The sequence below is a fragment of the Undibacterium sp. 5I2 genome (assembly GCF_035019605.1).
Taxonomy (GTDB): domain Bacteria; phylum Pseudomonadota; class Gammaproteobacteria; order Burkholderiales; family Burkholderiaceae_D; genus Undibacterium.
The window spans coordinates 22,938-48,520 of record NZ_JASJVS010000008.1; the positions used below are offsets into that span (position 1 = coordinate 22,938).

The 25,583-nt window shown below is 54.6% G+C and carries 15 protein-coding genes; 11 read left to right on the plus strand and 4 right to left on the minus strand.

Annotated features, from left to right (window positions below; genetic code table 11):
* The first annotated feature begins 2 nt into the window (after positions 1 to 2).
* Positions 3 to 1,007 (plus strand): MucB/RseB C-terminal domain-containing protein, encoded by a 1,005-nt coding sequence (locus tag QN359_RS04855; RefSeq protein WP_322248493.1) that lies wholly within the window; start codon positions 3 to 5, stop codon positions 1,005 to 1,007.
* A gap of 93 nt (positions 1,008 to 1,100) precedes the next feature.
* Complete coding sequence (locus QN359_RS04860; RefSeq protein WP_322248491.1) at positions 1,101 to 2,564, plus strand: DegQ family serine endoprotease; 1,464 nt, start codon at positions 1,101 to 1,103, stop codon at positions 2,562 to 2,564.
* Positions 2,565 to 2,662: 98 nt separating this feature from the next.
* Here QN359_RS04860 and QN359_RS04865 read toward each other — a convergent pair whose 3' ends face one another.
* Entirely contained in the window at positions 2,663 to 12,025 is a 9,363-nt protein-coding gene (locus QN359_RS04865; protein ID WP_322248489.1) for a hypothetical protein, read from the minus strand.
* Between the two features lie 312 nt (positions 12,026 to 12,337).
* Here QN359_RS04865 and QN359_RS04870 point away from each other — a divergent pair, with 312 nt between their 5' ends.
* The 3 genes from QN359_RS04870 to QN359_RS04880 are packed head-to-tail and all read left to right on the plus strand — an operon-like array spanning position 12,338 to position 14,004.
* Positions 12,338 to 12,589, plus strand: a complete 252-nt coding sequence (locus QN359_RS04870; protein ID WP_322248487.1) for a glutaredoxin family protein — start codon at positions 12,338 to 12,340, stop codon at positions 12,587 to 12,589.
* A 15-nt stretch (positions 12,590 to 12,604) separates the two neighbouring features.
* Entirely contained in the window at positions 12,605 to 13,201 is a 597-nt protein-coding gene (rnhB, locus tag QN359_RS04875; protein WP_322248486.1) for a ribonuclease HII, read from the plus strand.
* Complete coding sequence (locus QN359_RS04880; protein ID WP_322248485.1) at positions 13,198 to 14,004, plus strand: RNA methyltransferase; 807 nt, start codon at positions 13,198 to 13,200, stop codon at positions 14,002 to 14,004. The genes rnhB and QN359_RS04880 overlap by 4 nt, the downstream gene beginning before the upstream one ends.
* A gap of 75 nt (positions 14,005 to 14,079) precedes the next feature.
* Here QN359_RS04880 and QN359_RS04885 read toward each other — a convergent pair whose 3' ends face one another.
* Together QN359_RS04885 and QN359_RS04890 are read right to left on the minus strand one after the other, a co-directional pair.
* Positions 14,080 to 15,327 (minus strand): hypothetical protein, encoded by a 1,248-nt coding sequence (locus QN359_RS04885; protein WP_322248484.1) that lies wholly within the window; start codon positions 15,325 to 15,327, stop codon positions 14,080 to 14,082.
* 594 nt (positions 15,328 to 15,921) lie between these two features.
* A complete protein-coding gene (locus QN359_RS04890; RefSeq protein ID WP_322248483.1) occupies positions 15,922 to 16,764 on the minus strand; it encodes a pyruvate, water dikinase regulatory protein in 843 nt (280 codons plus the stop codon).
* 229 nt (positions 16,765 to 16,993) lie between these two features.
* On the opposite strand from QN359_RS04890, the gene ppsA reads away from it, so the two are divergent.
* The 3 genes from ppsA to QN359_RS04905 all read left to right on the plus strand — a co-directional run bounded on the left by ppsA (position 16,994) and on the right by QN359_RS04905 (position 21,107).
* Complete coding sequence (gene ppsA, locus QN359_RS04895; protein ID WP_322248482.1) at positions 16,994 to 19,411, plus strand: phosphoenolpyruvate synthase; 2,418 nt, start codon at positions 16,994 to 16,996, stop codon at positions 19,409 to 19,411.
* A 259-nt stretch (positions 19,412 to 19,670) separates the two neighbouring features.
* Positions 19,671 to 20,105: an NfeD family protein gene (locus tag QN359_RS04900; protein WP_322248481.1), complete on the plus strand. Its 435-nt coding sequence runs from the start codon at positions 19,671 to 19,673 to the stop codon at positions 20,103 to 20,105.
* A gap of 51 nt (positions 20,106 to 20,156) precedes the next feature.
* Positions 20,157 to 21,107: a stomatin-like protein gene (locus QN359_RS04905; protein ID WP_322248480.1), complete on the plus strand. Its 951-nt coding sequence runs from the start codon at positions 20,157 to 20,159 to the stop codon at positions 21,105 to 21,107.
* A 417-nt stretch (positions 21,108 to 21,524) separates the two neighbouring features.
* Here the strand turns inward: QN359_RS04905 and QN359_RS04910 are convergent, their stop codons facing one another.
* Positions 21,525 to 22,637 carry an NADH:flavin oxidoreductase/NADH oxidase gene (locus tag QN359_RS04910; protein ID WP_322248479.1) on the minus strand — a complete coding sequence of 371 codons (1,113 nt, stop codon included), beginning with the start codon at positions 22,635 to 22,637 and terminating at the stop codon, positions 21,525 to 21,527.
* A gap of 202 nt (positions 22,638 to 22,839) precedes the next feature.
* Here QN359_RS04910 and QN359_RS04915 point away from each other — a divergent pair, with 202 nt between their 5' ends.
* The 3 genes from QN359_RS04915 (at position 22,840) to QN359_RS04925 (ending at position 25,579) form a co-directional block, all read left to right on the plus strand.
* A complete protein-coding gene (locus QN359_RS04915) occupies positions 22,840 to 23,727 on the plus strand; it encodes a hypothetical protein (protein WP_322248478.1) in 888 nt (295 codons plus the stop codon).
* Positions 23,728 to 23,841: 114 nt separating this feature from the next.
* Complete coding sequence (locus QN359_RS04920) at positions 23,842 to 24,294, plus strand: MarR family winged helix-turn-helix transcriptional regulator (RefSeq protein WP_322248477.1); 453 nt, start codon at positions 23,842 to 23,844, stop codon at positions 24,292 to 24,294.
* Complete coding sequence (locus QN359_RS04925; protein ID WP_322248476.1) at positions 24,287 to 25,579, plus strand: MFS transporter; 1,293 nt, start codon at positions 24,287 to 24,289, stop codon at positions 25,577 to 25,579. Before QN359_RS04920 ends, QN359_RS04925 begins: the two co-directional genes overlap by 8 nt.
* Positions 25,580 to 25,583 lie beyond the last annotated feature (4 nt).

Here is a 25,583-nt window from a genome sequence, read left to right on the forward strand (position 1 = left end):
TTATGCGTGTGTATCGTATGGCTTTCGCCTTGGTGTTGCCGATTTTGATCGCCAGCCTGACCGTATCAGTGGCTTTTGCACTGGAAAATCAGGAAGAAAAACGTGAGATGCAAGGCGTCTTGCGCAAGATGCAAGCGTCGGCGCAGCGCCTTAATTACGCCGGCACCTTTGTGTATCAGCAAGCCAGTCAGATGCGCACCTCGCGCATTACGCATCACGCTGATGCCGCCGGTGAAATTGAAAAACTTGAAATACTCGATGGTCGGCCGCGCGAATATTTGCGTCGTAACGAGGAGGTCAGTTGTTATCTGCCCGATACCAAAACCATACAGGTAGAAAAAAATGTCACGCAAGAAGTATTTCCAGCCCTGCTGACACAAAATGCGCAAGCTTTGCCAGACCTGTACCTGATCAAAAAGGCTGAGGTGGCGCGTGTGGCCGGCTTGGAATGCCAAACCTATCTGCTCGAACCACGCGACGGCGCACGCTACGGTTATCGCCTGTGTTCCGAGAAGCAGTCGGGCTTGTTGTTACGCGCCCAGACGGTGAATGCCAAGAATGAAGTTATAGAACAAATCGCCTTCACCCAAATCAGTATTGGCGATGTCGATAAAAATAAATTGAAACCGAGTTTTCCAAATATTTCGCAATGGCATGTTGAAAATTTGACGGTTGAGTCCAATATTCATTCAGGCTGGCAAGTTACGTCGGTGCCCAATGGGTTTAAAAAAATCAAGGAAATGAAACGTTTGATCGCGACTGCGGCCCCCGGCCAGCCCGGGGCGGCACATCCGGTGATACAGATGATTTTTTCCGATGGTTTGGCCACGATCTCAGTTTTCATCGAACCCGATCATGAAAATCGCAGCGAAGGTAGTCTGCAACAAGGGGCGATGACGATCATGGCGAAACGCCAGGGCCATTATTGGCTCACCGTGGTCGGTGAGGTGCCGGCGGCAGCGATTCATCAGGTGATGAATTCGATAGAATACAAAACCAAGCCTTAAATTCTGAATCCGGAATCCTGAAGTGTATGGAAGAGTGTTGAAGTGTCCTGAAGTTTCTACCAACCAAACTGTCAACAGTTTAAGAGTGAGGCTATGAAAGCAAATCCTATTTTCCCCGCAGAAAAAATTCTCGCGCGTCTGATCGTCAGTCTCTGCATTGGCGTCAGCGCACCGCTGGCCTTAGCAGCGCCGGCAGCCGCAGCAATGGTAAGTGGCTTACCCGACTTTACCGAGCTCGTCGATAGAGCTGGCCCGGCCGTCGTCAATATTCGTACCACTGAAAAATTGTTGTCTGGTGCAGGCGAAGTTAGTTCCGATGACGCGCAGATGCAGGAATTTTTCCGGCGCTTCTTCGGTGTCCCTATGCCTAAACAAGCACCGGCACCACGCGGCCGTAAACCGGCACCGGAAGAAGAAGTGCCGCGCGGAGTAGGGTCGGGCTTCATTCTTTCCGCCGATGGCTATGTACTGACCAATGCGCATGTGGTGGAAGGGGCCTCGGAAGTCTACGTCAAGCTGACCGATAAGCGCGAATTCAAAGCCAAAGTCATCGGCAGCGACAAGCGTACTGACGTCGCCGTGCTCAAAATCGAAGCAAGCAAATTACCCAAGGTAACAATCGGCGACTCCGATAAAATCCGTGCCGGCGAATGGGTGATTGCGATCGGCTCGCCATTTGAACTCGACAATACGGTTACCGCCGGTATCGTCTCGGCCAAGGCGCGCGACACCGGTGATTTTCTGCCTCTGATTCAAACTGATGTTGCCGTCAATCCCGGCAATTCCGGCGGTCCGCTGATCAATATGCGTGGCGAGGTTGTCGGTATCAACTCGCAGATTTACAGCCGCTCCGGCGGCTATATGGGGATTTCCTTCGCCATTCCGATTGACGAAGCCATGCGCGTAGCCGATCAACTCAAAGCTTCGGGTAAAGTTACCCGCGGCCGTATCGGTGTGCAGATCGGTGAGGTCTCGAAAGAAGTGGCGGAATCTTTAGGCTTGCCGAAGGCACAGGGTGCCGTGATCGCGCGAATCGAAGCCGGTTCACCGGCCGAAAAAGCCGGTTTGCAGGATGGCGATGTGATCCTCAAGCTCAATGGTGCGGCAATCGAGAAATCCGGCGATTTGCCGCGTATCGTCGGTGCGATTGCACCGGGTGCCAAGGCCAGCATCACAGTTTGGCGCAAGGGTGCGGTGCGTGAATTGCCGATCACGGTAGCGGAAATGGAAGCGGATAAGCCAGTACCGAAACCAGGTGATAAAAAGAATAAGAAAGAGCCGGATAATCTGCTAGGCTTGGCCGTTACCGATCTCAATGAAGCGCAAAAGAAAGAGCTGCAGTCGGGTGGGGTGGTGATCGAAAATGTCGATGGTCCCGCTGCTGCGGTTGGTTTGAAGGCTGGCGATGTGATTCTGATGCTCAATAACGTCAGCATCAAAGATGCCAAGCAATTCAATGCGATGCTTGCTAAACTCGATGCCAAGAAAGCGGCCGCATTATTGGTCAAACGTGGTGATATCTCGCAGTTCATTCTGCTTAAGCCACAAGCGCAGTAATTCGAGTACTTTCAATGCCCGTCGCTGTGTTTGCAGCGGCGGGCATCTTTTTTTTGCAGCGCCGATGGGTTCAAACCATCGGCCCACGCTTGGCAGTATTATTGGTCGTTGGACTCCAGGTCAGCCGTTTCTACTGGGCGCTGCGCCGATAAGTCTTCGACCGCGTCGCTCTTCGCGAAGCTCACCCATTGATTATCCAATGCCCCCGCACTGCTGTCGCCATTTTCCAAGAACAGGTAGCGGCCGGGCAGGACTTCGTAGCTGCGGACGGTTTCTCGCGGGGCCTTGACCGGTAAATTCACCAAGCTGGCTAATTCCTGGGCGAAGCCATTTGCGCCGCTGCGACTACTGAACAGGCGGATGCTTTCGGCACCACTCTGGGCCAACATGGGCGCAGTCAAGCCGGCCAAGGTTTCGGCAGTGTAGCTGTGCGCACCAGATAAGCTACCGCGAAATTGCGCGCTCTTGCCATCGCTGTCACCGATCAAATTCAATCGTATCGTGCTCGGATCTCCCGTTTCATCCAAAAAGTACTCGAAGCGATAGTCGAGATGTGCGCTGATCGTCGCGCTGTTGGCCAGTTTTTCTGCTTCCGACCAGGCATCGATGCTGCTACGCAGATCGTTACTGTAAACCCGGCGTGCCGTTGCCACAATACCGCTGTCGGGAGCGTCCGGACGGACGGCCATCGCATTGCTCGGGCCGGCCTGATTGTCGGCACGCGCTTGTGCCGTTCCATGGCGCGCCACATTGCCTTCGATTTGCTGTAAGAATTTGTCGTGGAGGGCAGAGAGCCCACCGACTTCCGGGATGGCGTCGAGCGTATGGGAAATGCCGACCAAGCTGAGCTGGCCGAATAACACGTTGCCGGCGTACGGAATCCCGTCGCCTTTAATGAGAAAGTTGCGTACGCGCGAAGCCGCATGTTCGAGCGCCGAGCTGCTGCCGAGTCGGTTCAGTAACTCGTGCTGGATCTCGCGACCGAATTGGGCTGGGTTGAAGGCCGTACACGCCACGGCTTGTTGTGGTGTTGATAACTGCAAGGCTGCATACGCCGCTTCGCCGCCTCCTTTGGAGTGACCGATGAATTTCAACGGGCCATACGTTGCCAATTCAGGAAAGCTGCTGCTGCCTACGGCTTGTCGCAGTTCTTGGGCTAACTGAGCGGCTTGCTTGTAGCTGGCCGGGGTCCGTCCCAGCAGGGCATTCTTGGCATTGGCACCGTATTGCGTCCATGTTATGCCGCGATTCGCCCAGGTGCGTTTAGTCAGATCGCCACCGTAGCTTTGACCGCTGGTTGAACCACCGAACACCAGACGCAGTTCGCGCGTTTCAGCATTGTTAAACACATAGGCGACCAGACCGGTTTTGCTATCGACCATCAGACCGCTGGCGGGATCGAATTCCAATCGCATGCGTTCTGCCAGATAGGCGCTCAGCGCGGTATCCGTGCGCCATTCTGGTAATCGACTCAAATCACCTGAATACGGATAAGCAGCCAGCCGTGCTTCGGTCAGTAATTGCTGGCCTGCACCTTCGCTAGCCCAGTCGAACTGCGTTTTACTATAGACAAATTCACGGCCATTCATTTTTTGAACGTTATTGAAGCAATATTTTTCCAAACCTGGTACGGGCGCACGTTTGAAACGCGTGGCTTGATTTACCAATGTGAGCGTCAAAACGGCTTCGTGTTCTTCGTGGGTTTCGTGCAGATCCAGATTGACACCGGGTGCGAGCGCGAACACCAGCCGGCCGCGCTGCTGTTTTTCATTCACAAACACTAAGCCGGCGGCACGGTCTTCGCTGACATTGGCCTCCTCTTCACCCAGCGACAAGTGCTCATTGGGTAAGCGCACCTGATACACGAAACCGAGTGGCATACTGCGTAAATTGAACAGCATATCGTTTTCTCCCTCGATGCTGTTATTGCCAGCCGGGTGGCCTACCCATTCAGCGGGGATGCGCACGCCGATTGCGCCGGGATTGACTTCGATGAGGGTGACTGGCACCGGCTGTGCCAGTTGCGGCAGCGTGACCTCGCCCGATCCCGGTGAAAACCAAGGCGCTGCGTGACCGGCAGGCGAAAAACGCACACCAACATCAGACATCGTACCCATTGGGATCGGGGTGCTTGTCTCGTCCCAGGCCACGCTCAGGCCAGTCAGTTGGTCAATGCGGTAGGGCTGGCCGTGATAGCTGAGCCCCGGCACGAGCGCGGTGTTGGCGGCCTGAGCGAGTAAGCGAGCTGGGTCGCTGTCAGCGGTTTGCAGACGCGTTTGCACGACATCGTGTCGCTTGAAGATGACTTCGTTGAGTTGCAGTTCGAAAGGCATCTGCCATTTAAGATGGATTTCTCCTTGCTGCGCATGACGCAAAATAAGTATATTGCCGCGTTTGTTGGCAGACCAATCTTCCCAACGCCGTGCATGCAGAGTCAGCTTGCGATGGCCTCGGCGCGGCTTGACGTTCAGCTCCACTTTGCCGGCAAAGCTGTCGGGGATATGTACGGTCTCGTTGTGCAGCGTCGTGATCTGCCAGATTTCATCTGCCGCCGGGTGGACTTCCAGGTAGCTGTTGAGATGGGCATCACGACTACTCTCCTGGGTTGGGGCCAGTTTAAGCACGCCTTTGCTGTTGGCTTTGCTGACGCTGTACTCATGGACGATTCCTTGCACTTGACCAGCTTGCAGCAGCAGCATATCGCTACTGTTGCGGTGGTAGAGTCGGTGTGCCCCGGCTGCGCTTCTGCCGCGGTAGTCGATGTGGCCGTAACGGAATGGTGCGGGCAAGATGCTCCATTGTTCGCGCAGCAGGCCGTCCGGCTGGCGCTCGCTTTCGAGCAAGAAGTTGCCGTGTGCACTGCGCAGCAACAAGACCCCACTCGGTTGATGATTGCTGGTCAGCAGCATTTTCGGCATTTTGCCGATCGCGTTCAGTTGCCGGTAGACCGCTTTGGAAAGCGTATACCAAGGGCTAGACTGTGACGCATGGCCGCCGTTGATCGCGTCGAGAATGTCGGTCGCGTTGTGGTGGTGGTAAGCCTGCACCTCATACTGCTCGCCATTGAGTTTGCCAAATAAAGCCAGGCCGGCTTGATTGTCAATATAGCGGGCCGCATTCGGATGAATGAAGTAAGCGTGTTCGGGTGTGCGTGCCACACAGTATTGCGCTGAAGTGGTGCTGCAAAAACTCAGCGGATTGCGGTCAGACGGCGTCGCCGGTGTCAGTTCCATACAGCGCAATAGCGCTTGGTAGGGCATGGTGCTGCTGACTTTGACGCGCTCTATCAAATAGCCGGAGCGGGCCATTTCGTAATGATGAAAATCGACTTGACCATCGTTGTTGATGATGCGCTCGGTGTAGGGGTTTCCTTTACTTAAACTCAGATAGTGTTCGATCAAGGGCTTCATGGCGAGGACGCGCAAGACACCGAAAGAACTGTCGGGAGCGAATTGAATCCCGTAAAAGCGCAACAGTTGCCCCAGGCTAGGCGGATTATCCGGGGCATGCAGTGGCGGCGGCAATAAGCTGCGCAACTCTTCGGCTAATTGCAGCGGCTGATGGATGAAGCGGCCTAGCTCGCTACGCAGCGTGCCTGGTGCGGGATTACGCTCGGCAGCTTGCTGCATGTTGGCAACTTCAGCATCGATTGCTTGCAGTACTTGCGCGCTGAGGAAGGCGCGCAGGCGGGCGCTTTCTGCCGGATTGGCATCGCGCCCAGCATGCTCGGTGATGACATAAAAGCCCACGGTGACGCCGTCGGCATTGCGTCGTCGCCAGTAGGCTTCTTTGATCATTGACAGTTCCTCACCGTTATACCGCCACAAGGGGCCACGTTCGCGGTGAAATTGCCAATTGCCTTGGCCCAGACCAATTTTCTCAAGAAAGCCGCCAGGCATCAAACTCTCGACCGGATTGAGTGTCGCCAGATCAATTTGCTGCGCTTGTTCCAAGGTGTCGAACGGCTCGCCGCTGACTTCCCAGCGCAGTAAACTATCGACCTGTTCGGTGCGACTGAAGAATTCGTATTGCCGATCGCGCCCGACGAAGTGCAAACCGCGACTCAACAGTTCCGGCATGATGCGCAATTGGTGGTAGTCGGTATCGAAGAAAGCGATGTGCCGGCCCGAGGTAATCAGTACCCGCTTATCAAAGCGGACATGACGCTGCTGTTTTTTGACTTGCATCAGTTCTTGCGCACCAGGCATGTGCTCTGCCGGATAATCGAGTTGCTCGACGCGGGGGAAAAAATCGCCAGCCTCTATGCGGTAATGTAACTTGACTTCGACCGCTGTGTCGGTGAGCGTGACAGTACGATTTCCCGATAGCACATAATTTGATAACAGGGTCTGCGCCTTTTCGATCAAGCTCGCGCACGCGTCGAGATCGATGGCACTCATGGTGTTATTGTTTTTTTGCTGCCATTGGCCGTAGTCCTTTTTGCCACGGCGGTCTTCGGCCAGAGTGCGCAGCGCGTAGTGCTCCATAATTTCCAGGCTGCGATAGTCACCTTTTGCTGCGCGTACCGCGCCTTGGAAGTTGACTTCGTCGTGCAGCGGGTAGCGGATGCTGAGATGGAGTGCACCCTCGGTCGAGAGGCGCGATCGGTGATCGGTGATATCTTGTCCTATCTGCTCTCGCAAGCTCGGAATGATACGTCCGAGTATCGCCCCATAGTCGAGCGCCAGCGCTCGGACTGCCATGAAGCGTTGATATTCTTGCGCAGCAAGTGGCCGCGGCGCTTGTAATGGACCATCGTAGTAGTCAAAATAGAGGGAACTGGCATTGCCCGCGTTCTGCACCAGAATATTGCCGAGCAAAGGAGGCGCATCGCCATCGGCATAGTGCTGATATCCCTGTGGGATAGGACGTGCCAAGTGCTTGGGCACTTCAAAACCGCTGGTGTTGGGATGCATATAATCGTAGCTAGGCAGCTTGCCCCAGGCTTTCGGTTGGCCGATTTTCCAACCGACCGAAGCGGCATTCCATTCCAGTGGATAGCGCACGCCGTCGTAGACCATGTCACTGGGCAGATCAACAGATTGCTCGTCAGCATAAAGTGGGAATTCCAAGCTACGATCGAGATTGCTTTTAAAATTTTGGTATTCGGCACTGAAATGTGCCAGTAAGGCGTCACGGTAACTATCTGGATAGCCCATCAGGTACCCGCCTGAGTGGGCCATTGAGTGGTGGGCAATAGGGAGTCCTATTTCTCCGCCCTGGTGTTTCTCCTCGGAAATGCGGGCAAATTTGGCAACCGTAGGGAATTCGATTTTTAAGCCCCATTGTTGCGCCTCGTGGCTGCTGGCCGTACTGATGGTTTGATAGAGGGAATTCTCAGGAAGCAAGCCGCGGACATAATCATAAGCAGGTAATCCATTAATTTTCACCAGTTTATCCATCAACACGCCGTCAGAGTCGGTATGCTCGAAGCGGTAAGCCATGGCTTCTTCCGTATCGCGACGCGATGCTGACACATGCTGCAGGCGGATGGTGAGCTTTCTGGCTTGCTCGGGATCGCTGACAAAGGCAATGGTGGCTGAGCCATCGCCGATGGCCTTGGTATCGGTGCTTAAACTGAGCAAAAAACCGGCACCAGCTTGACTGCTTAAGACATAGCCCTTGGCTTCGGCATTGAGTGCCACGAAAACGCGATGCCCGGGATCGGCGGCGCGATTGTTGAGCGTGACGGTGAGGCGTTTGCGCTGTGATTGCTGCGGCGGTGGCAACAGGTAGAGCGCCACCGGGCCGGTGCGATCAAATGTATAGCTGAGCTTGCTGTCGACGCCCATGTAATCGTAGTCTTCTATCATCCAGTTGCCGTCGCGAACAGGAAATGTGTTTTTGTAAGCGCTGTTTTCCCAATTCAGTAATTCAGCATCCTTCCTCAGTGCAAAAGCAATTGCCATGGACTTTTTCCATTGCATTTCCAAAGCGGGCACGAGTGAGGCGATCACGGTCACTACCTTGCCAGTGGGAAGTGGCGTCTCGTAAGGTGCTTGGGTGGTGCCGGTAATATTGCTTAATGGCAGTGCTTGATTCGGCGTGAGCTTTTCTCCTCCCAGGGTTTCGCCGACATCGCGGTAGGGGGATGGCGGCGGTTTGGCGTAGGCCGATGCCGCCCACATAATGAGGTATGGCAGCGCTGCCCAGCCTTCCAGACTGCCGCCGCGGAATACCTTGACTTCTCCCGGAACGCAAGCCAGTGCTTGGTCGCTGATATGGCAGGCGGAGACAGGAAACAATTTTGAGCTTTCCCATACGGTCGAATTACCGACTTCCAAGCTCGTATTGCGAGCGAATAAAGGCGCTTGGTAGGCATCCCAGTTTTGCTTGAGCTTGCCGATGGTGGCAGCCGATTTATCACCAAGCGCCCGATGCTCGCCGATTTTTTCGACCACATAGCTCAAGCCTTGCACCAGCATTGCCGGCAAACGCAAGGGCGGAAATGCCAGGCTGGCGATTTGCAAGCCCAAGGCCAAGTTGTTGAGTCCTAATTGCAGACTGTATTCCAAGCGTTGTGCAGCAGTCAGCTTGTCCGATAACAGCAGGTCGATCAGTCTGACATTGTCGATCATTGCCGCACTGATTTCGACGGTCCCCAGAGCGCCGCCCAGGCCTCTGGCTAACGCTTTGAGGAGGGTGACCTGGGCTAGGCTTGCTTTGCCGGCGGCCCACGCTGCGAAACATTCATTGTATTCCCACACCGCGCCCATAAAGCCGGCCAACTGTCCGTACTGACCGCGCTGGGTATCGCTGAACATTTCCTGCGGTCCTTTCAGTATGCCCTCGACAATTTCATTGGCATTCATCGCACCGCCGACACCGTTCATCGCTCGGCCTGTACCGCGCAGTACCTTCCCCGCTAACTGTTTGTGCCAGCCAGCGCCTTCGTAGCCATTGGCACGGATCAGTTGGCCGAAGTGCTCTGGGCCTATCGTTTTGCTTAATTTGTTGCCAATTTTGGTGAGAAAGGTGAGCGTGAATTGCATTTTTCCCACTTGCTCGACACGCTGGAGTCTGGCCCCTTGCTCGCTGGCGGAGAGCAGTACTTCGGCGGCCTTCTGGGTTTGGCCCCATGGATCGGCGGCATGCTGACTGGGGTGTAAAGTCTCGGCTTGCAATAATTCCCAGGCTGGGTCGCCGAGCTGTTTTTCTTGCTCGGCCGGCCGGCTGCGCTGCGCTTCCGGGTCCATCAGGCAGGCTTGCCGCGCTGTGACGCTGGTGAATAATTGACTCATGATAGCGGCACTCAGTACTGGGCCGGCCATGCCTGCATTGCGACCGGCGCTCAGCATGGCTGCTGCGGCCAATGCACTGGTGGCAGCAGTAGTGGCACTTGCGATAGTCGTCAGCGTTGCCGCGCTTGGCGTACTTGCCACAGGGCTAGCAAGGCTGGGCGCGACGCCGTCGATCTCACGCCAGGCACTGATGCTATGTTCCAGTGATGGCACGCGAGCACTGATCACTTCCTGCGGCAGCAGGACTTGCTGTCGGTGTGCCTGGTTGGCAGCGGCACTGTGAAGGCGCGCCAGTTCGGTGATGTAGCCGTTTGCCTCCAGCAGCTCAGCCGAAGAGAACGTGTTTTCTTGACGGGCTTGCCACCAGCGCTGCTTCAATTGGTCGATTATTTCAGCTTCGCTTGGGCTCGACGTGTCGGGGTGGTGGGTGCTGCGCCAGGTATTGTCGGCCGCTTCTCGCTCACGCTGCCAGTCGGTTTCCAGCGCGCCGGCATGCTGCCAGCGCTGGAATGAGGCGAGAGCATCGCCTGCCAGCGCGAGTGCCCCTAAGCCTGTCTTGGTGCGGGTGTCGATGCGTTGTTCGTGGTCTTGCTGTGCTTGCCGCTGTTGCTGCGCCAATTGTAAGGTGTCGTGCAGCAGCAGCGGTGGCAGGATGGGGTACCATTGCCCCTTCAAATTGCGCATGGTGTTGCTGGCCGCGTGGCGCAATTCATGAATGCAGGCGGCGCGCGCATCGATTTCTTCGAGGGCGGTGAGCCATGGTTGTAGCAAGCGCAGGCACTGGACGGCATCGAGCGTAGGCGGCTCGCTCGGCGGCTGTGCTTCGCCGCGCACGCTGCTCGCGTGTTGGCGCTGCCGTGACATCGCTAGGCTCACCAGATCGGTTAAGTCGGTGACACTGGCCTTGAGTAGCCGGCCTAAGGCGCTATGCTTGCGCAGCCCGGCTTGCTGTGCAAGCAGGTTGTTCGTCAGCAGTGGCTGATACTGTTGCCTTAGCTGAATGAGCATTTCTTTGCTCAAGGCGCGACAGGCAGCGGCAGCAGCGGCGCTGAGCTCCGGCGTCGCGTCGGCTTGTTCAAGCAGATCTTCATCGACCAGAGTCTCGACTTGTTGGCAAAATGCATCAATTCTTTCGTGCTGCCGTAGGCTCGCCTGCGTGCCTTCAAAGACCGGCCGCATCGAATAGAGCAGGCGTGCAAACCAGCCCGCTTGCTCGCGAGGTGCCAAGCCGTCGAGCAGGCTACGCGCCGGATGCGTGCTCGGCAAGGCCCGCAATGCCTCTGCGGCGTTGCTCATGCATGTTTTTAAACATGGATGCTGAGGGTCCAGAACTTGCGGCGCAAAATTTTCCGCACGCTCTTCTTCGGGTTTCTCATTCAGGATAGGCACGGCAGTGGCAAGCAGTTGCGCAGCCAAGGCGGTGGCGCGCTGTTCGGCCCAGAACCACCATTCTTGCGGGCCGTGCCAATCTGCTTCGCTCAAGCAGGACGGTTCGGCACTTGCGTATGCCGGGTTGTGGCTCGCGCTGGGAAGATCAGATTGCGTCCTTGGTTTGCTGAGCGCTGCGTCGCGGCCGATCGCTGCTTGCTCGGCCAGTTCCGCTGCGAAAAAAGGGGTGAGCTGATCCCAGTGCTGCGCGACATAATCCCACACCTGTTGACGTGCTTTATTTATGTCGGTGTCGCTGCCGCTGTGTCCAAGGCCACGCACCAGGGCGCGGTAGAAGCAATCGCCGTCGGCGCGCACATCGCACCAGCCGTGCTCGTCGAGATAGCGGTAATGATTTTGATTGATACGCAGTAAAATCACGTCGTCGCGTCGTATATTCAGTAAGCCGGCGAGGCTGGCGTTACCCATGTTCTGCTGGTCGGCGTCAAACCGACAGGTACGCCATTGCGCAGGCAAGCGGCCTTGCTTCGTGCTGTTGAGCGTATCGAGAAGAGCCGCATTGCTGGAGTCGGCACGCCATGTCAGCAATTGTTCTGCCAAGTGCTTGACGTCATTTTCTTGATCGACATCGAAAATCGTTAAACCGCGTGAGGGATCTGGCCACATCTCGGTGCGGACTGCAATTTGCGGGATGATGTCGCCGGCGGCATGATGCCAACTGCCGGTGCGGAGAATGTCGTGCTTAGCCTGTTGCCATAGCGTCGATGGCAGTGATGTTGCTTGGCACGCAGTCGCCGCCTGTGGCGTGTGATGCACTTGTTGCAAGCGCATTGGTAGTATTCGATGGACAGGTGTCTGGCAGATTGAAGGTGCCGGTGCGCGAGTGGGGCAAGCGGGGAGAAGGCGATGAGGAATTGGCATGAGAAATGTCTACGGTTAACGAGGGGAATGCAAATTGCTGGCTTCGATACAGCGTGCTTGGCTGGCTGGCTGGTTTTTATACTACTGTGCAAGAGTTTGAACTTACTTGCATAAAACAGCTATTTGCAGCGGACCAAAAAACCGCGCAATTTTGTGTGTATAAAATGCAGACGGCGGCGGTGCGCGCCTTATAATGAGCTACCTTTTTCAAACCTATGCGCCATGACCGTGTTTACCCTTTATTCGCGCAGCTATTGCCATCTGTGCGACGACATGCTCGCGCAGTTGCAGACGTATCGCAGCGCGTATGCGTTTACGGTGCAAGTGATCGATGTCGACGGCGATGCCGAATTATTGAATCGATACGATGAGTTGGTGCCCGTGCTGATCGCTGCCAAACCTGGTCAAGCAGCACGCCAAATCTGCCATTATTTTCTCGACACGGTCGCACTCCACAATTTTTTTGCGGCTTGACCGCCTTTTTATCTCATGCAAGATACTTTTGATTTATCTCATTACGCCGGCGAACTGATTTGCGGCGTCGACGAAGCCGGACGTGGCCCCTTGGCTGGCCCGGTGATGGCGGCGGCGGTGATCCTCGATCCGGCCCATCCGATTGCCGGCCTGCGCGACTCGAAAAAACTCAGCGAAGTACGGCGTGCTGCGCTCGCTATCGACATCAAGCAGCATGCGCTGGCTTGGGCGGTGGCGGAATGCAGCGAGCAAGAAATCGACAGCATCAATATTTTGCAGGCCAGTTTGCTGGCCATGCGCCGTGCCGTCGAAGCCTTGGCCATGCAGCCGACGCTGGCGCTGATCGATGGAAATCGTTGTCCCGTGATGGCCGTGCGTTCCGAGGCCATCGTTAAGGGTGACGATAAAGTGGCGGCTATTTCGGCTGCTTCGATACTGGCAAAAACAGCGCGCGACCAGGCCCTGTTGGCCTTGCATGAACAGTATCCGCAGTATGCGTTTGATCAGCACAAGGGTTACCCGACCGCCTTGCATTTGGCGCGTTTGCGCGAGCATGGCGTGTCACCCGTGCATCGCTTGTCTTACGCACCAGTCAAGGCTTTATTAAAATGAAAATCATTACTTCGCGCGACAATCCGGTTTATAAAGAATTAAAATTGTTGGCGACCAGTTCGCAAGCGCGCCGCAAAGCCGGCCGTACACTGCTTGATGGTGTGCATTTGTGCCAAGCTTACGGTCAGCATCTCGGTGCCCCCGCGCTGTGTATCGTCTCCGAAGCGGCGCGCGACGATGTGGAAGTGCAGGCGCTGACAAGGCATTGTCTGGCAAACGCGGTACGATGTTTGTGCTTGCCGGCCGCCTTGTACAACAGCATTTGCCAAGTCGAGAACGGTGTCGGCATCATGTTTGTGATCAGCACGCCGACCCCCTCATTGCCGCCGCAATTGGATCAGAGTGCGGTATTGCTCGATAATTTACAAGATCCCGGTAATCTTGGTTCGATTTTGCGCAGTGCGGCCGCAGCCGGTATCAAAAATGTCTTTTGCAGTCCAGGTACGGCGTTTGCGTGGTCGCCGAAAGTCATGCGTGCCGGGATGGGCGCACATTTCTTACTCAATATATTCGAAAACATCGACTTGGCGGCCTGCTTGGCACAGGCGCGGATTCCGGTGCTGGCCACCAGTTCGCACACCAGCACGACGATTTACGATGTCGACCTGCGTGGCGGTGCCGTGTGGTTGTTCGGTCACGAAGGGCAGGGTGTGGCAGCAGAGTTGATGGCGCTGGCTAGTTGTACAGTGACGATTCCGCAGCAAGCGGCAATTGAATCACTCAATGTCGCCGCCAGTGCAGCAGTGTGCTTTTTTGAACAAGTCAGGCAGCAGCGCACGGTGGGTTTTTCGCAGGCGATTTAAGTTGTTTTGCAGGTCGAAGAGGGGCCAAGCAGCCCCTCGCGGTTCTTATTTGCCTGATGGTGGCAGTAGCAGCCCTCAGTGTTGGTGCGCTCGCTGTACTTGTTGTGCCGCTGGCGCGACGCCGTCGGTCTCGGCACTAAAGTGTGGGAATGCGAGACCACGGTACACTTCCTTTGGCACCAAGACTTGCTCTTGGTGTGCTTGGCGGTCAGCCGCCAGGGTAACGCGCGCCAGTTCTTTGGTGTAGCCGTCTACCTCATTGAGCAGAGCTGACGAGGGCCGGCTTGCTTGACTCTGCAACCAGTTCAGCTTCAGTCGCTCAGCCATTTGAGCTTGGTTTTCTTTTGGCGTGTAAGGGTGGAAAGTGTTGTGCCAGGCATTGCTGGCCTCTTCTCGCTCATCCTGATAGGCAGTTTTCACCGCCACGGCAGACTGAAAGCGCTGTGCGTACGCGAGGACATCAGCGAAGTAGACCAGATACGTCAAGCCCCATGTGACGATGCTGCTGGTGCGCTCTTGCTGTTCTTTTTGCTTCTGCCGATTTTCGTGTGCTAATTCTAAGGTGTCATGCAGCAGCTCCTGTAGCTCGCGGGGGCATTTGTCCTTCAAGGTGTGCTTGGCTTTTCTATCCACGTTTTGCAATTCAGGGATGCAGGCGGCGCGCTCTTTGATTTCGTTGAGTGCTGTCAGCCATGGTTGTAGCAAGCGCAGACACTGGCCGGCATTGAGCGACTCGTGCGACATCGTCAAGATCAGCAGATCGAGCATGCTGATGGCACTGGCCTCGAGTAGCGGGGTCAAGGTGCTGAGCTTTTGCGCTGCTGCGGCTGCTGCGTTGGATTTGTTTTTTTGGAATGATAGATGTTGTGGGTATATCTGGTTTTTTAATTCTGAGACCAAGGCACGACAGGCGTTGGCGGCAGCGGCGCTGAGCCTCGGTGGCGTATCGAGATTTGTGCGTGGCGCCAGATTGAAAAGCATATCGACTTGTTGGCAAAATCTAGCGATTTTTTCGTGCTGCTCTCGGCCCGCCTGTTCGGCATCAAGGGCCGGACGCAAGGAATACAGCGCGCTCTCGATCCAGCCCGCTTGCTTGGGACGTTCCAAGCTGTTGAGCAGGGCACGCGCCGGGTCATCGCTCGGCAATGCCCGCAGCGCCGCTGCGGCATCGGTAAGACGTTTCAGCAAAGTCTTATCCTGAGGATTCAGAAGTTGTGGCGTAGAATTTTCCACGCGATCTTCTTCGGGTTTGTCAGTCAGTATAGGCACGGCAGTGGCCAGCAGTTGCTCAGCCAAGTAGGCGGCGCGCCGTTCCCCCGACATGGGTTCTTGCGAGTTGTGCTGAGCTGATTTGCTCAAATCGAATGGTTTGATTGTTGAGTTGAAGGGCGCTGTCGTAACATGCGGAATGAGTATACAGGGTGTGCAGTTGCCAGCGCTCGCCGCTGGCTTGGCCTGTTCTTCCACGAAAACATGGCCATCCTTGCGAGTCGCAATTTGTGTCGTAGCATCCCAATTGCCGGCTGTGGGAACGGATGGCAGTAATGCTACATGATGCATTTCTTGCAAGCGCGATAGGGTAGCGTTGCCGCGGGGCGTGTGGACTACAGGTGTATCCACGTGAGTGGGGCGGAGAAGGGGAAAAGTAATAGGTGGCATAATAAACCTCTGGCGTTGAACAAGGGAAGGCAAGCTGACTGGCTTCGATTGAGCTTGCTTGACTGGTTTTTATACTAATGCGCAAGAGATTGTATGAACTTGCAAAAAACCGCCATTTGCCGTCTGCCGATTACACCTGAATCCGACAGACTACCGGGCGACCGCTCGCGATTGTGCCACAAGCGGCGATTCAATGAGGCCATGTCGGCCCCAGAGTCGCCGCCTGCTTTTTTGTACAATTCAGGTAACCGACAGGGATCAGTAAATCTTTGGATCTGATTTAATTTCCTGCAAAACCGTGGTGGCGATTTCTTCGATTGATTTGGTGGTCGATGAGAGCCAGCGCACCCCCTCGCGTTTCATCATTGCTTCGGCTTCATTGACTTCGTAACGGCAGTTTTCCAAAGACGCATATTTACTGCCGGGACGCCGCTCATTGCGAATTTCCGATAAACGTTCCGGTGCGATGCTCAGACCAAACATCTTGGCGCGGAATTGCGGCAGCGCCGATGGCAAAATACCACGCTCAAAATCATCGGGGATCAAGGGGTAATTCGCCGCCTTGATTCCGTATTGCATGGCCAGATACAGGCTGGTCGGCGTTTTTCCTGAGCGCGATACGCCGACCAAGATCACGTCGGCGGTCGCCAGATTCTTATTCGATTGCCCGTCATCGTGGGCGAGTGAGAAATTGATCGCCTCGATACGATTTTTATACTCTTCTGAATCGGCAATATTGTGGCTGCGTCCTACCGTGTGGGTCGATTTGACTCCCAACTCTTGCTCCAGGGGAGCGACGAAGGTTTGAATCAAATCCATGTGCAAGCCCTTGGATTTGAATACCACATCGGCCAATTCGGCCTTTACCAGTGTAGAAAAGACAATGGGACGACTGCCATCGCTGGCAAAGGCATCATTGATGCGGCGCACGGCGTCGTGGGCCTTTTCTACGGTGTCGATGAAGGGCACGCGAATTTGCCGAAATTTCAGGTCAAATTGGGTCAGTACCGAGTGGCCGAAGGTTTCCGCCGTGATGCCAGTGCCATCGGAAACAAAAAAAACGGTACGGTTGGCTTCCGGTAATGCTTGGGTTTCTGGCATATTGTTGATCTGTAGGTAAGGAAAAATAAGTGAAAAATATTTACATATCGATGTAACAAAAAAGATAGCAAATTCTTTTGCTGCTTAGGTAAATAGTGCAAGACACAATGTAAAATGCTGCAACAGCAGTTCATGCGTCACCTGCAACAAGAATAACAAAAAAAATGCTGGATACGAAGCAACACCGCATTGAATAGCAAAGATTTCTTACCATCATAAAGAGGTTGTTATGTCCAACGCAGCAATTACTGAAGCAACTTACGTTGCCTCGTTTGAGCATCTACGAATGACGGATGTGGAGTCCGTCGGCGGAAAAAATGCTTCTCTCGGCGAAATGATCAGTCAACTCGCCAATGCCGGAGTCCGGGTACCGGGTGGTTTTGCCACTACCGCTCAGGCTTTCCGTGATTTTCTTGCACACAGCGAAAATGGCGGCTTGCCATTGGCTCAGCGTATCGCCGATCGTCTGGTCGACCTCAATATCGACGATGTCAAAGAATTGGCACGTGCCGGCGCTGAAATTCGTCAATGGATCATAGAAACGCCATTTCAGCCGCGTCTGCAGCAAGAAATCGAGGCGTTTTACGTCAAATTGGTGGCAGATTCGACAGCAGAAATGTCGTTTGCCGTTCGTTCTTCGGCAACCGCAGAAGATTTGCCGGATGCGTCATTTGCTGGTCAGCAAGAATCTTTCCTGAACGTAGTGGGTATCGAGAATGTGCTCGAAGCCATGAAGCACGTGTTTGCTTCACTCTACAATGACCGCGCAATTTCTTATCGCGTGCACAAGGGTTTCACCCACGCCGAAGTCGCCCTGTCTGCCGGTGTGCAACGCATGGTGCGCTCCGATCTCGGTGCTGCCGGCGTGATGTTTACCATCGATACCGAATCGGGCTTCAAGGATGTGGTTTTCATCACTTCCAGTTATGGTCTGGGCGAAACCGTGGTGCAGGGTGCTGTCAATCCTGACGAATTCTATGTCCACAAGCCAATGTTGGAACTGGGTAAATTGCCTGTGATCCGTCGCAATATCGGTTCGAAACTGATTAAAATGGAATTTACCGGCGAAGCCAAAGCCGGTCGTTCGGTGAAAACCGTCGATGTACCGGTGGAAATGCGCAATCGCTATTCGCTCAATGATACCGAAATCGTCGAATTGGCCAAATATGCCGTCATCATCGAGAAGCATTATGGCCGTGCCATGGATATCGAATGGGGTAAGGATGGTCGCGATGGCAAGTTGTATATCTTGCAAGCGCGCCCGGAAACTGTCAAATCGCAACAAAAAGCCACCGATGCGCAATTGCGCTTCAAACTTAAAGGCAGTGGTACCGTGATCACTTCTGGTCGTGCCATCGGTCAAAAGATCGGTGCTGGCCGTGTGCGTGTGATTCATGATCCCTCAGAAATGGAACGTGTTCAACCCGGTGACGTCTTGGTTGCCGATATGACAGACCCGAACTGGGAACCGGTCATGAAACGCGCCGCTGCCATTGTGACCAATCGTGGCGGCCGTACTTGTCACGCAGCAATTATTGCGCGTGAACTGGGCGTGCCAGCCGTAGTTGGTTGCGGTAATGCAACTGATTTGCTGAAGGATGGTACTTTGGTCACGGTTTCCTGTGCCGAAGGCGATGAAGGTAAAATTTACGATGGCTTGCTGGAAACCGAAGTCACCGAAGAATTGCGCGGAGAATTGCCGAAATTGCCGTTGAAGATCATGCTCAACGTCGGCAATCCACAACTTGCCTTCGATTTTCAATCGGTACCGAATGACGGTGTTGGCTTGGCGCGCTTGGAATTCATCATCAATAACAATATCGGCGTCCATCCTAAGGCGATTCTCGAATATCCGAACATTGATCCGGATCTCAAGAAAGCCGTTGAATCGGTTGCGCGTGGCCATGCTTCACCGCGCGCCTTCTATGTCGACAAATTGGCTGAAGGCATCGCCACCATCGCAGCTGCTTTCTGGCCTAAAAAAGTCATCGTGCGCTTGTCCGACTTCAAATCCAATGAGTACAAAAAACTCATAGGCGGTTCACGGTATGAACCCGATGAAGAAAACCCAATGCTGGGTTTCCGCGGTGCGGCGCGTTACCTGGCAGCTGATTTTGCTGAATCCTTCGAGATGGAATGCTTGGCAATGAAGCGCGTGCGCAATGACATGGGTTTGACCAATGTGGAAATCATGGTGCCGTTCGTGCGTACCTTGGGTCAAGCTGAAAAAGTCGTCAATTTGCTGGCCAAAAACGGTTTGCAGCGCGGTGAAAACGGTTTGCGCTTGATCATGATGTGCGAAGTGCCATCGAATGCTATTTTGGCTGAAGAATTCTTGGAATTCTTTGATGGCTTCTCCATCGGTTCCAACGATTTGACCCAGCTCACCCTCGGTCTCGACCGCGATTCCGGTATGGAATTGCTGGCTGCCGATTTTGATGAACGCGATCCGGCCGTCTGTGCCTTGTTGTCCAAGGTCATCGCCGCATGTCGCAAACTCAATAAATATGTCGGTATTTGCGGTCAAGGCCCATCGGATCACCCGGATTTCGCGGAATGGTTGATGAAGCAAGGGATAGAGTCGATTTCACTCAATCCTGACTCGGTCATCGATACTTGGCAGAAACTGGCGGCGGTGAGCAAATAAGCTTGTAAGCTTGCTGTAATGAGGGATGCATCTAAGAAACGCGACAACGAAGCCCATCGTTGCCGCGTTTTTTTTCCGCTTAACGGTCGCTGCAAGTGGCTGGAATAGGGCTACACTGAGAGGGCTTCGGCAGGGCGGATGGCGCTTCCTCAGATATAGTGTGTAAATGCAGTGCCGATTACCGATGTCAATCATGTTTTGATAATGCAATATGTATTTGCGAAAACATACAACTAATAACTAATAGGATGGAACGCAAATGACCCCGTGGATGATCTGGGCGACGCTCGCCGTATTGCTGGTGATAGTAGAATTATTTACCAGCACTTTTTACTTGCTGATGATTGCGTTTGGTTTTGTTGCCGGGACCGTGGCCGCCTTCGTCGGCATGTCATTGCCCTGGCAATTATTGGTGGCGGCCGCAGTGGGCAGTATCGCCACCATTGCCTTGCATAAGAGTCGCTACGGTTGGAAAGGCAATGCTGATGCCAGCAGCGATCCGAATGTGAATATGGATATAGGGCAAAGTTTGCAGATATCCGAGTGGCGCGATGCCGGACACGGCACTTATCTGGCGCGTGCCATGTACCGCGGCGCGCAGTGGGATGTGGAATTGCGCCATACACGGCCAGACCCCGGTTTGTACACGATAGAGCAAGTGCAGGGCAGCCGCTTGATTGTCAGGCCGGCTTAATCCAGGGAAGCGCACGAAGTATTATTTTTTTAAATAACAACAGGTGGAATTATGGAAAATTTAGGCAGCGTAGCCGTTCTTATCTTGATTTTGGCTATCGTATTTGTAGTGAAAACAATTAATGTTGTGCCTCAACAGCATGCTTGGGTGGTTGAGCGGCTTGGCAAATATCACAGCACACTCGGGCCCGGACTCAACATCGTCGTTCCTTTCATCGATAGAGTTGCCTATAAGCATATATTGAAAGAAATTCCACTCGATGTGCCACCACAGGTATGTATTACCCGTGACAATACGCAACTACAAGTCGATGGTATTTTGTACTTCCAAATCACCGATGCCATGCGCGCCTCGTATGGCTCGTCGAACTATATCGCTGCCATTACCCAGTTGGCGCAGACTACCTTGCGTTCAGTAATCGGTAAGATGGAGCTCGACAAAACCTTTGAAGAGCGTGATCACATCAACACAACCATCGTCAACGCCATCGATGAATCGGCGGCGAACTGGGGTGTCAAAGTGTTGCGTTATGAAATCAAAGATTTGACGCCACCGAAAGAAATTTTGCATGCGATGCAGGCGCAAATCACCGCCGAGCGAGAAAAACGCGCCTTGATCGCTGCTTCCGAGGGCCGCAAACAAGAGCAAATCAATATTGCTACCGGCGAGCGCGAAGCCTCGATCGCCAAGTCCGAAGGTGAAATGCAAGCGTCGATCAACCGTGCCCATGGTCAGGCTGCCGCCATCTTGTCGATTGCCGAAGCCAGCGCTGAAGCGATCCGTAAAACGGCTGCAGCTATGCAAGAGCCGGGTGGTGCGGATGCCGCGAATCTGAAAGTAGCCGAGCAATACGTGGCCGCTTTCGGTAATTTGGCCAAGACCAATAACTCCATCATCATCCCAGCCAATCTTGGCGACATGGGTGGTTTGATTGCCACGGCCATGCAAGTCGTCAAATCACAGAAAGTCGCCACTACCGAACTGCCACGTCGTCCGGTCTGAGGCTGATTGCCTGAACAATTTAATGGATCGTCGCAAGCGACGATGGAAAAGACTCTGGAAGGGGTTTGCATCCCCTCTCATCGCGTCGCTCCTTCGTCGCTCACCGGCCAAAAGAGGCTGTCGCAAAAGCCTGATGGAAGCTTTTTTACACATGAAACACCGCATACCGCGTCATTCCCGCATGCTTTTGGCGGGAACCTAGTGTCGTTTTCAGCGCTGAAAACAATATAATATCTGGCATTTTCAGTTAACCACGAACGCCGCTGGGTTCCTGCCAAAAGCGCGCAGGAATGACGTGGCCACCAGTTAGGGTAATGATACCGACTCAATACCCTTTTGCGACAGCCTCTGAAGGCCGGGATTTCAAACCCTAGTCAGATTTTTGTTAAAAAAGCGCGGATTAAAATCCGCGCTTTTTTAACGACCGCCCATGGCGGCGGTACCAAACAAGGCTTTTTGATCGCGTGGTTGCGAACGCCAGTATTGCGGCGGAGCATCGACGCTGGCACCGAGTGCCGCCGCCGCTTGCCAAGGCCAGTGTGGGTTGTAGAGAATCGCCCGGGCGATGGCGACCATGTCGGCTTGTCCATTGGCGATAATGGCTTCGGCATGGCTGGCCTCGGTAATCAAGCCGACCGCAATCACCGGCATGCGGCAAGCCGCTTTGATGGCAGCCGCAAAATCGACTTGGTAACCGGCTTGCAGCGGAATTTTTTGCTGCGGTGATAAACCGCCACTCGATACATGAATGAATGCACAAGCGAGTTCTTGCAAAGCTTGTGCAAATACTATGCTTTGCTCCACATCCCAAGCGCCTTCCACCCAGTCACTGGCAGAAATACGTATGCCGAGCGGGTAATCGGCCGGCAGTGCCGCTTTCATCGCTGCAAACACTTCCAAGGGAAAGCGCAAGCGATTTTCTAAGCTGCCACCATATTCGTCGCTGCGCTGGTTCGATAGCGGCGATAAAAATTGATGCAGCAAATAGCCATGGGCTGCGTGTAATTCGATGGCATCGATGCCAAGAGCCTGTGCGCGCACAGCGGCGACGACGAAGGCTTGTTTTACTTCCAGCATATCGGCTTGCGTCAGTGCGCGTGGCGGGGTTTCTTGCGCGCCGTGCGGCAAGGCAGACGGCGCTACAGTTTCCCATCCGCCGTCCGCTGCGGCGATCAACTGACCACCCTGCCAAGGTATCTGACTTGAGGCTTTGCGCCCGGCATGAGCCAGTTGTATCGCTATCGGCATGGCCGAATAGCGCCGCAACGAAGCCAATAGCGGAGCCAGCGCTGCCGCGTTGTCTTCCGACCAGATACCGACGTCGCGCGGCGAGATACGGCCGCGCGCTTCGACTGCCGTTGCTTCGATGATAAGTAAGCCGGCACCCGATTGTGCCAGACTGCCGAGGTGCATCAAATGCCAGTCGCTGACGTTGCCGTCATGGGCAGAGTATTGGCACATCGGTGCGATCACGATGCGGTTCTTTAAATTCAGGGGGCCGAGGCGAATAGGGGAGAATAGAGCGCTCATGCTGGTCTTTCAGGTAAGGGAAGGAATGCGCATGATCATAAACGATATTCGCCAAACCGATCGGCGCACTATTTTGACGTCGCGCCAAGCTTCGATACGGCGGTGCCAAAATGGTCGAAATTTGAAAGTGGTGGATAGGACTGTTGTGAGAAATTAGTATTTCCTGATGACAACTCATCCTAGCCTTTTGTGCGAGTTTGCTATGCCCAGCCCTCTTTCTTCCAGCGCGGCCACCTCCCCGCTACACCACGCCAGCCGCTTGCTAGCCGCTATCGATCATACTATGCAGCAACTCAGGCATGCCAGTAATGTATCGGCAGCTGTTTCGCCTTCTGCTGATCCAGCGCCGACGCTCGACATTGTGATTGATCTCAATGGCAATCTATCTCCTCGGCTAGTGGAGGCGCGTCCAGCCAGCTTGCCACCACAGCAGGTGGCATTACATGAGTTATATTTGAGTTTTGCCGTCAGGCCGCAAAATTTGACGCAATTCCAGACCCTGATGCAGCGTATCGCTGCGGTCTGTGCGCCGGCGCTGGCAGAAGACTTGGGGGAGCTGGCGCGGTATGATTTTGCTCGCAATGTGCTGATGTTGAACGAGGCGCTGACGCCCGAATTGTGCCGCGATGCGCTGAATGAATATACCTTGGCGGCGCAACCATTTTCTTCGATCTTGCTACAATTGCGTCGCAACTATGCCTACCTGCTCGCCCGTGAGGTGGCCCTTCCTGTGGCTGCCGAATCGGGGGCACTCAGGCGCGCCGAAGCGGATATAGCGAGCTTGACGGATCTCAATGTTGGCTTGCGCAGCCCGATTATTGCCGATGTGCTCGATACCGCGCGTCAGACCGTGCGCCAGCAGCGCTTGATGTTGATTCTTCATTTGAGTCAGATGTCGTCGCCAGCCGATGCTGGGCCAGCACGGACTCGATACAGACTTGTGCAGTCATACGAAGTGCTGAAATGGTTGCGCTCGACTGCGCAAACCGAGCAACAGCAGCAATCCTGGCATGCGCGTGTGGTCGAATTTTCCGAAGGGGCCAGGTTGGCCTACCCTGATTTTTCCGAGCATTTTCCAGAGCGTTATTGAAGCGGCTGACCAGTCGGCGATGGAGCAAACAGACGCGATTACTTTTGACAGGGCGTTTGCTTTGCCGTACTATGCATATGCATCTTTGCATATACATAGAGAAAGCCGCCCAAGATGCACAGCTTATGCACTTGTTCCAAGCTACGCCAACTTACCCGCAAGGTCACGGCGATTTATGATCATTACTTGGCCAGCCAAGAAGTGAGCATAGGGCAATACGCCTTGCTGGCTAAAATAGGTCGGATCGGACCGATCGGGGTGATTCCCTTGGCCCAGTTACTCGACATGGACCGTAGCACTCTCAGTCGCAATCTGAAACCCTTGATCGCCATCGGCTGGATTGCCACCGTTGACCTGCCGCTGGCGCAATTAGTGAGCAAGCGTTCATTCGGCGTCGTCTTGACCGCTACGGGTGAGAGCAAACGCGCCGCGTGCGAACCGCGCTGGCATGCCGCCCAAGCCCATATTATTGCGCTCATGGGTGAAGCCCAACACTTGCAATTGGCCGAGGTAATCGGTAGCGCCAATAGCCAACTCGATGCCTTTACCGGAATTGTCCATGAATAAACTACGGCTGGCCATCGCGGCACGCACTCGCTTCAGCTATGCTTGGATTGTGGTGGCAACGGTCTTTCTGGTCTTGCTCGCGGCCGCCGGTATCCGCGCCACACCAGCGGTGATGATTTTGCCACTGGAGCATGAATTCGGCTGGAGTCGCACGACGATTTCCTTCGTCATCTCGGTCAATATTGCGCTTTATGGTTTGGTCGGGCCGTTTTCTGCCGCCTTCATGCAGCGCTATGGCATACGGCCGATGGTGCTCGGTGCCATCAGTCTGTTGGCGCTCGGCACACTCTTGAGTACCTTCATGACTTTGCCTTGGCATATGATGCTGGCTTGGGGTGTGGTGGTCGGTGCTGCCAGCGGCGTGGTCGCCAATACCTTGGCAGCGACGATCGTTGGGCGCTGGTTTGAGACGCGCCGCGGTTTGGCGATGGGTTTGCTGACTGCCAGTGCGGCAACCGGACAGATGGTATTTTTACCGCTGATGGCGTATGTGGTTGGGCAATACGGCTGGCGTCCGGTGGCCTTGATGGTAGCCGCGGTGGCGGCGACGGCGATTCCTGTGGTCGCCTTGCTGTTGCCGGAGCGTCCGCAGGATCTCGGTTTGCAGCGCTATGGACAGAGCGAAGAGTTGCCGCCTGATGTAATCAGCAAGGCTAATCCATTTGCGATTGCGATCAATTCCCTGAAGCAAGCAGTCAAAGTCCGCGATTTCTGGCTGCTGTTTTTCAGTTTCTTTGTCTGTGGCATGAGTACCAATGGTTACATCGGCTCGCATTTCATTGCCATGTGCAGCGACTATGGCATTTTAGCCGTCGGTGGCGCGGCAATTTTGGCCAGTATGGGCATACTCGATTTAGTCGGCACCACGCTGTCGGGCTGGTTGTCGGATCGGTATAATCCACGCGTATTGTTGTTCTGGTATTACGGCTTGCGTGGTGTGGCTTTGATTTTTCTGCCGCAAGCTTTCGGTTTGAGTTATTTCGGTTTGCCGATATTCGCTATTATTTACGGCTTGGATTGGATCGCTACTGTGCCACCGACTGTGCGTCTGGCCAATGATGTATTCGGCCGCGCGGCAGCACCGATCGTGTTTGGTTGGGTTGTTGTTGGGCACCAATTGGGCGCAGCCAGCGCCACCATGCTGGCTGGGTTCATGCGTAACAGTTTGGGTAGTTACACGCTGTCATCGATGTTGATGGGGGCCGCTTGTCTGATCGCCGCCGTCATGGTCTTGCGTATTGATGGCAAACAGTGGGCAGCAATAAGCCCAGCACCAGCAACATAATGTT

Excerpts from the sequence above, each read along its gene's own strand:
- QN359_RS04905 (WP_322248480.1), top strand. The coding sequence starts at position 20,157 with ATGGAAAATTTAGGCAGCGTAGCCGTTCTTATCTTGATTTTGGCTATC.
- QN359_RS04880 (WP_322248485.1), top strand. The coding sequence starts at position 13,198 with ATGAAAATCATTACTTCGCGCGACAATCCGGTTTATAAAGAATTAAAA.
- QN359_RS04865 (WP_322248489.1), bottom strand. The coding sequence starts at position 12,025 with ATGCGCTTGCAACAAGTGCATCACACGCCACAGGCGGCGACTGCGTGC.
- rnhB (WP_322248486.1), top strand. The coding sequence starts at position 12,605 with ATGCAAGATACTTTTGATTTATCTCATTACGCCGGCGAACTGATTTGC.
- QN359_RS04855 (WP_322248493.1), top strand. The coding sequence starts at position 3 with ATGCGTGTGTATCGTATGGCTTTCGCCTTGGTGTTGCCGATTTTGATC.
- QN359_RS04890 (WP_322248483.1), bottom strand. The coding sequence starts at position 16,764 with ATGCCAGAAACCCAAGCATTACCGGAAGCCAACCGTACCGTTTTTTTT.
- QN359_RS04910 (WP_322248479.1), bottom strand. The coding sequence starts at position 22,637 with ATGAGCGCTCTATTCTCCCCTATTCGCCTCGGCCCCCTGAATTTAAAG.
- ppsA (WP_322248482.1), top strand. The coding sequence starts at position 16,994 with ATGTCCAACGCAGCAATTACTGAAGCAACTTACGTTGCCTCGTTTGAG.
- QN359_RS04860 (WP_322248491.1), top strand. The coding sequence starts at position 1,101 with ATGAAAGCAAATCCTATTTTCCCCGCAGAAAAAATTCTCGCGCGTCTG.
- QN359_RS04885 (WP_322248484.1), bottom strand. The coding sequence starts at position 15,327 with ATGTCGGGGGAACGGCGCGCCGCCTACTTGGCTGAGCAACTGCTGGCC.
- QN359_RS04900 (WP_322248481.1), top strand. The coding sequence starts at position 19,671 with ATGACCCCGTGGATGATCTGGGCGACGCTCGCCGTATTGCTGGTGATA.
- QN359_RS04870 (WP_322248487.1), top strand. The coding sequence starts at position 12,338 with ATGACCGTGTTTACCCTTTATTCGCGCAGCTATTGCCATCTGTGCGAC.
- QN359_RS04925 (WP_322248476.1), top strand. The coding sequence starts at position 24,287 with ATGAATAAACTACGGCTGGCCATCGCGGCACGCACTCGCTTCAGCTAT.
- QN359_RS04915 (WP_322248478.1), top strand. The coding sequence starts at position 22,840 with ATGCCCAGCCCTCTTTCTTCCAGCGCGGCCACCTCCCCGCTACACCAC.
- QN359_RS04920 (WP_322248477.1), top strand. The coding sequence starts at position 23,842 with ATGCACAGCTTATGCACTTGTTCCAAGCTACGCCAACTTACCCGCAAG.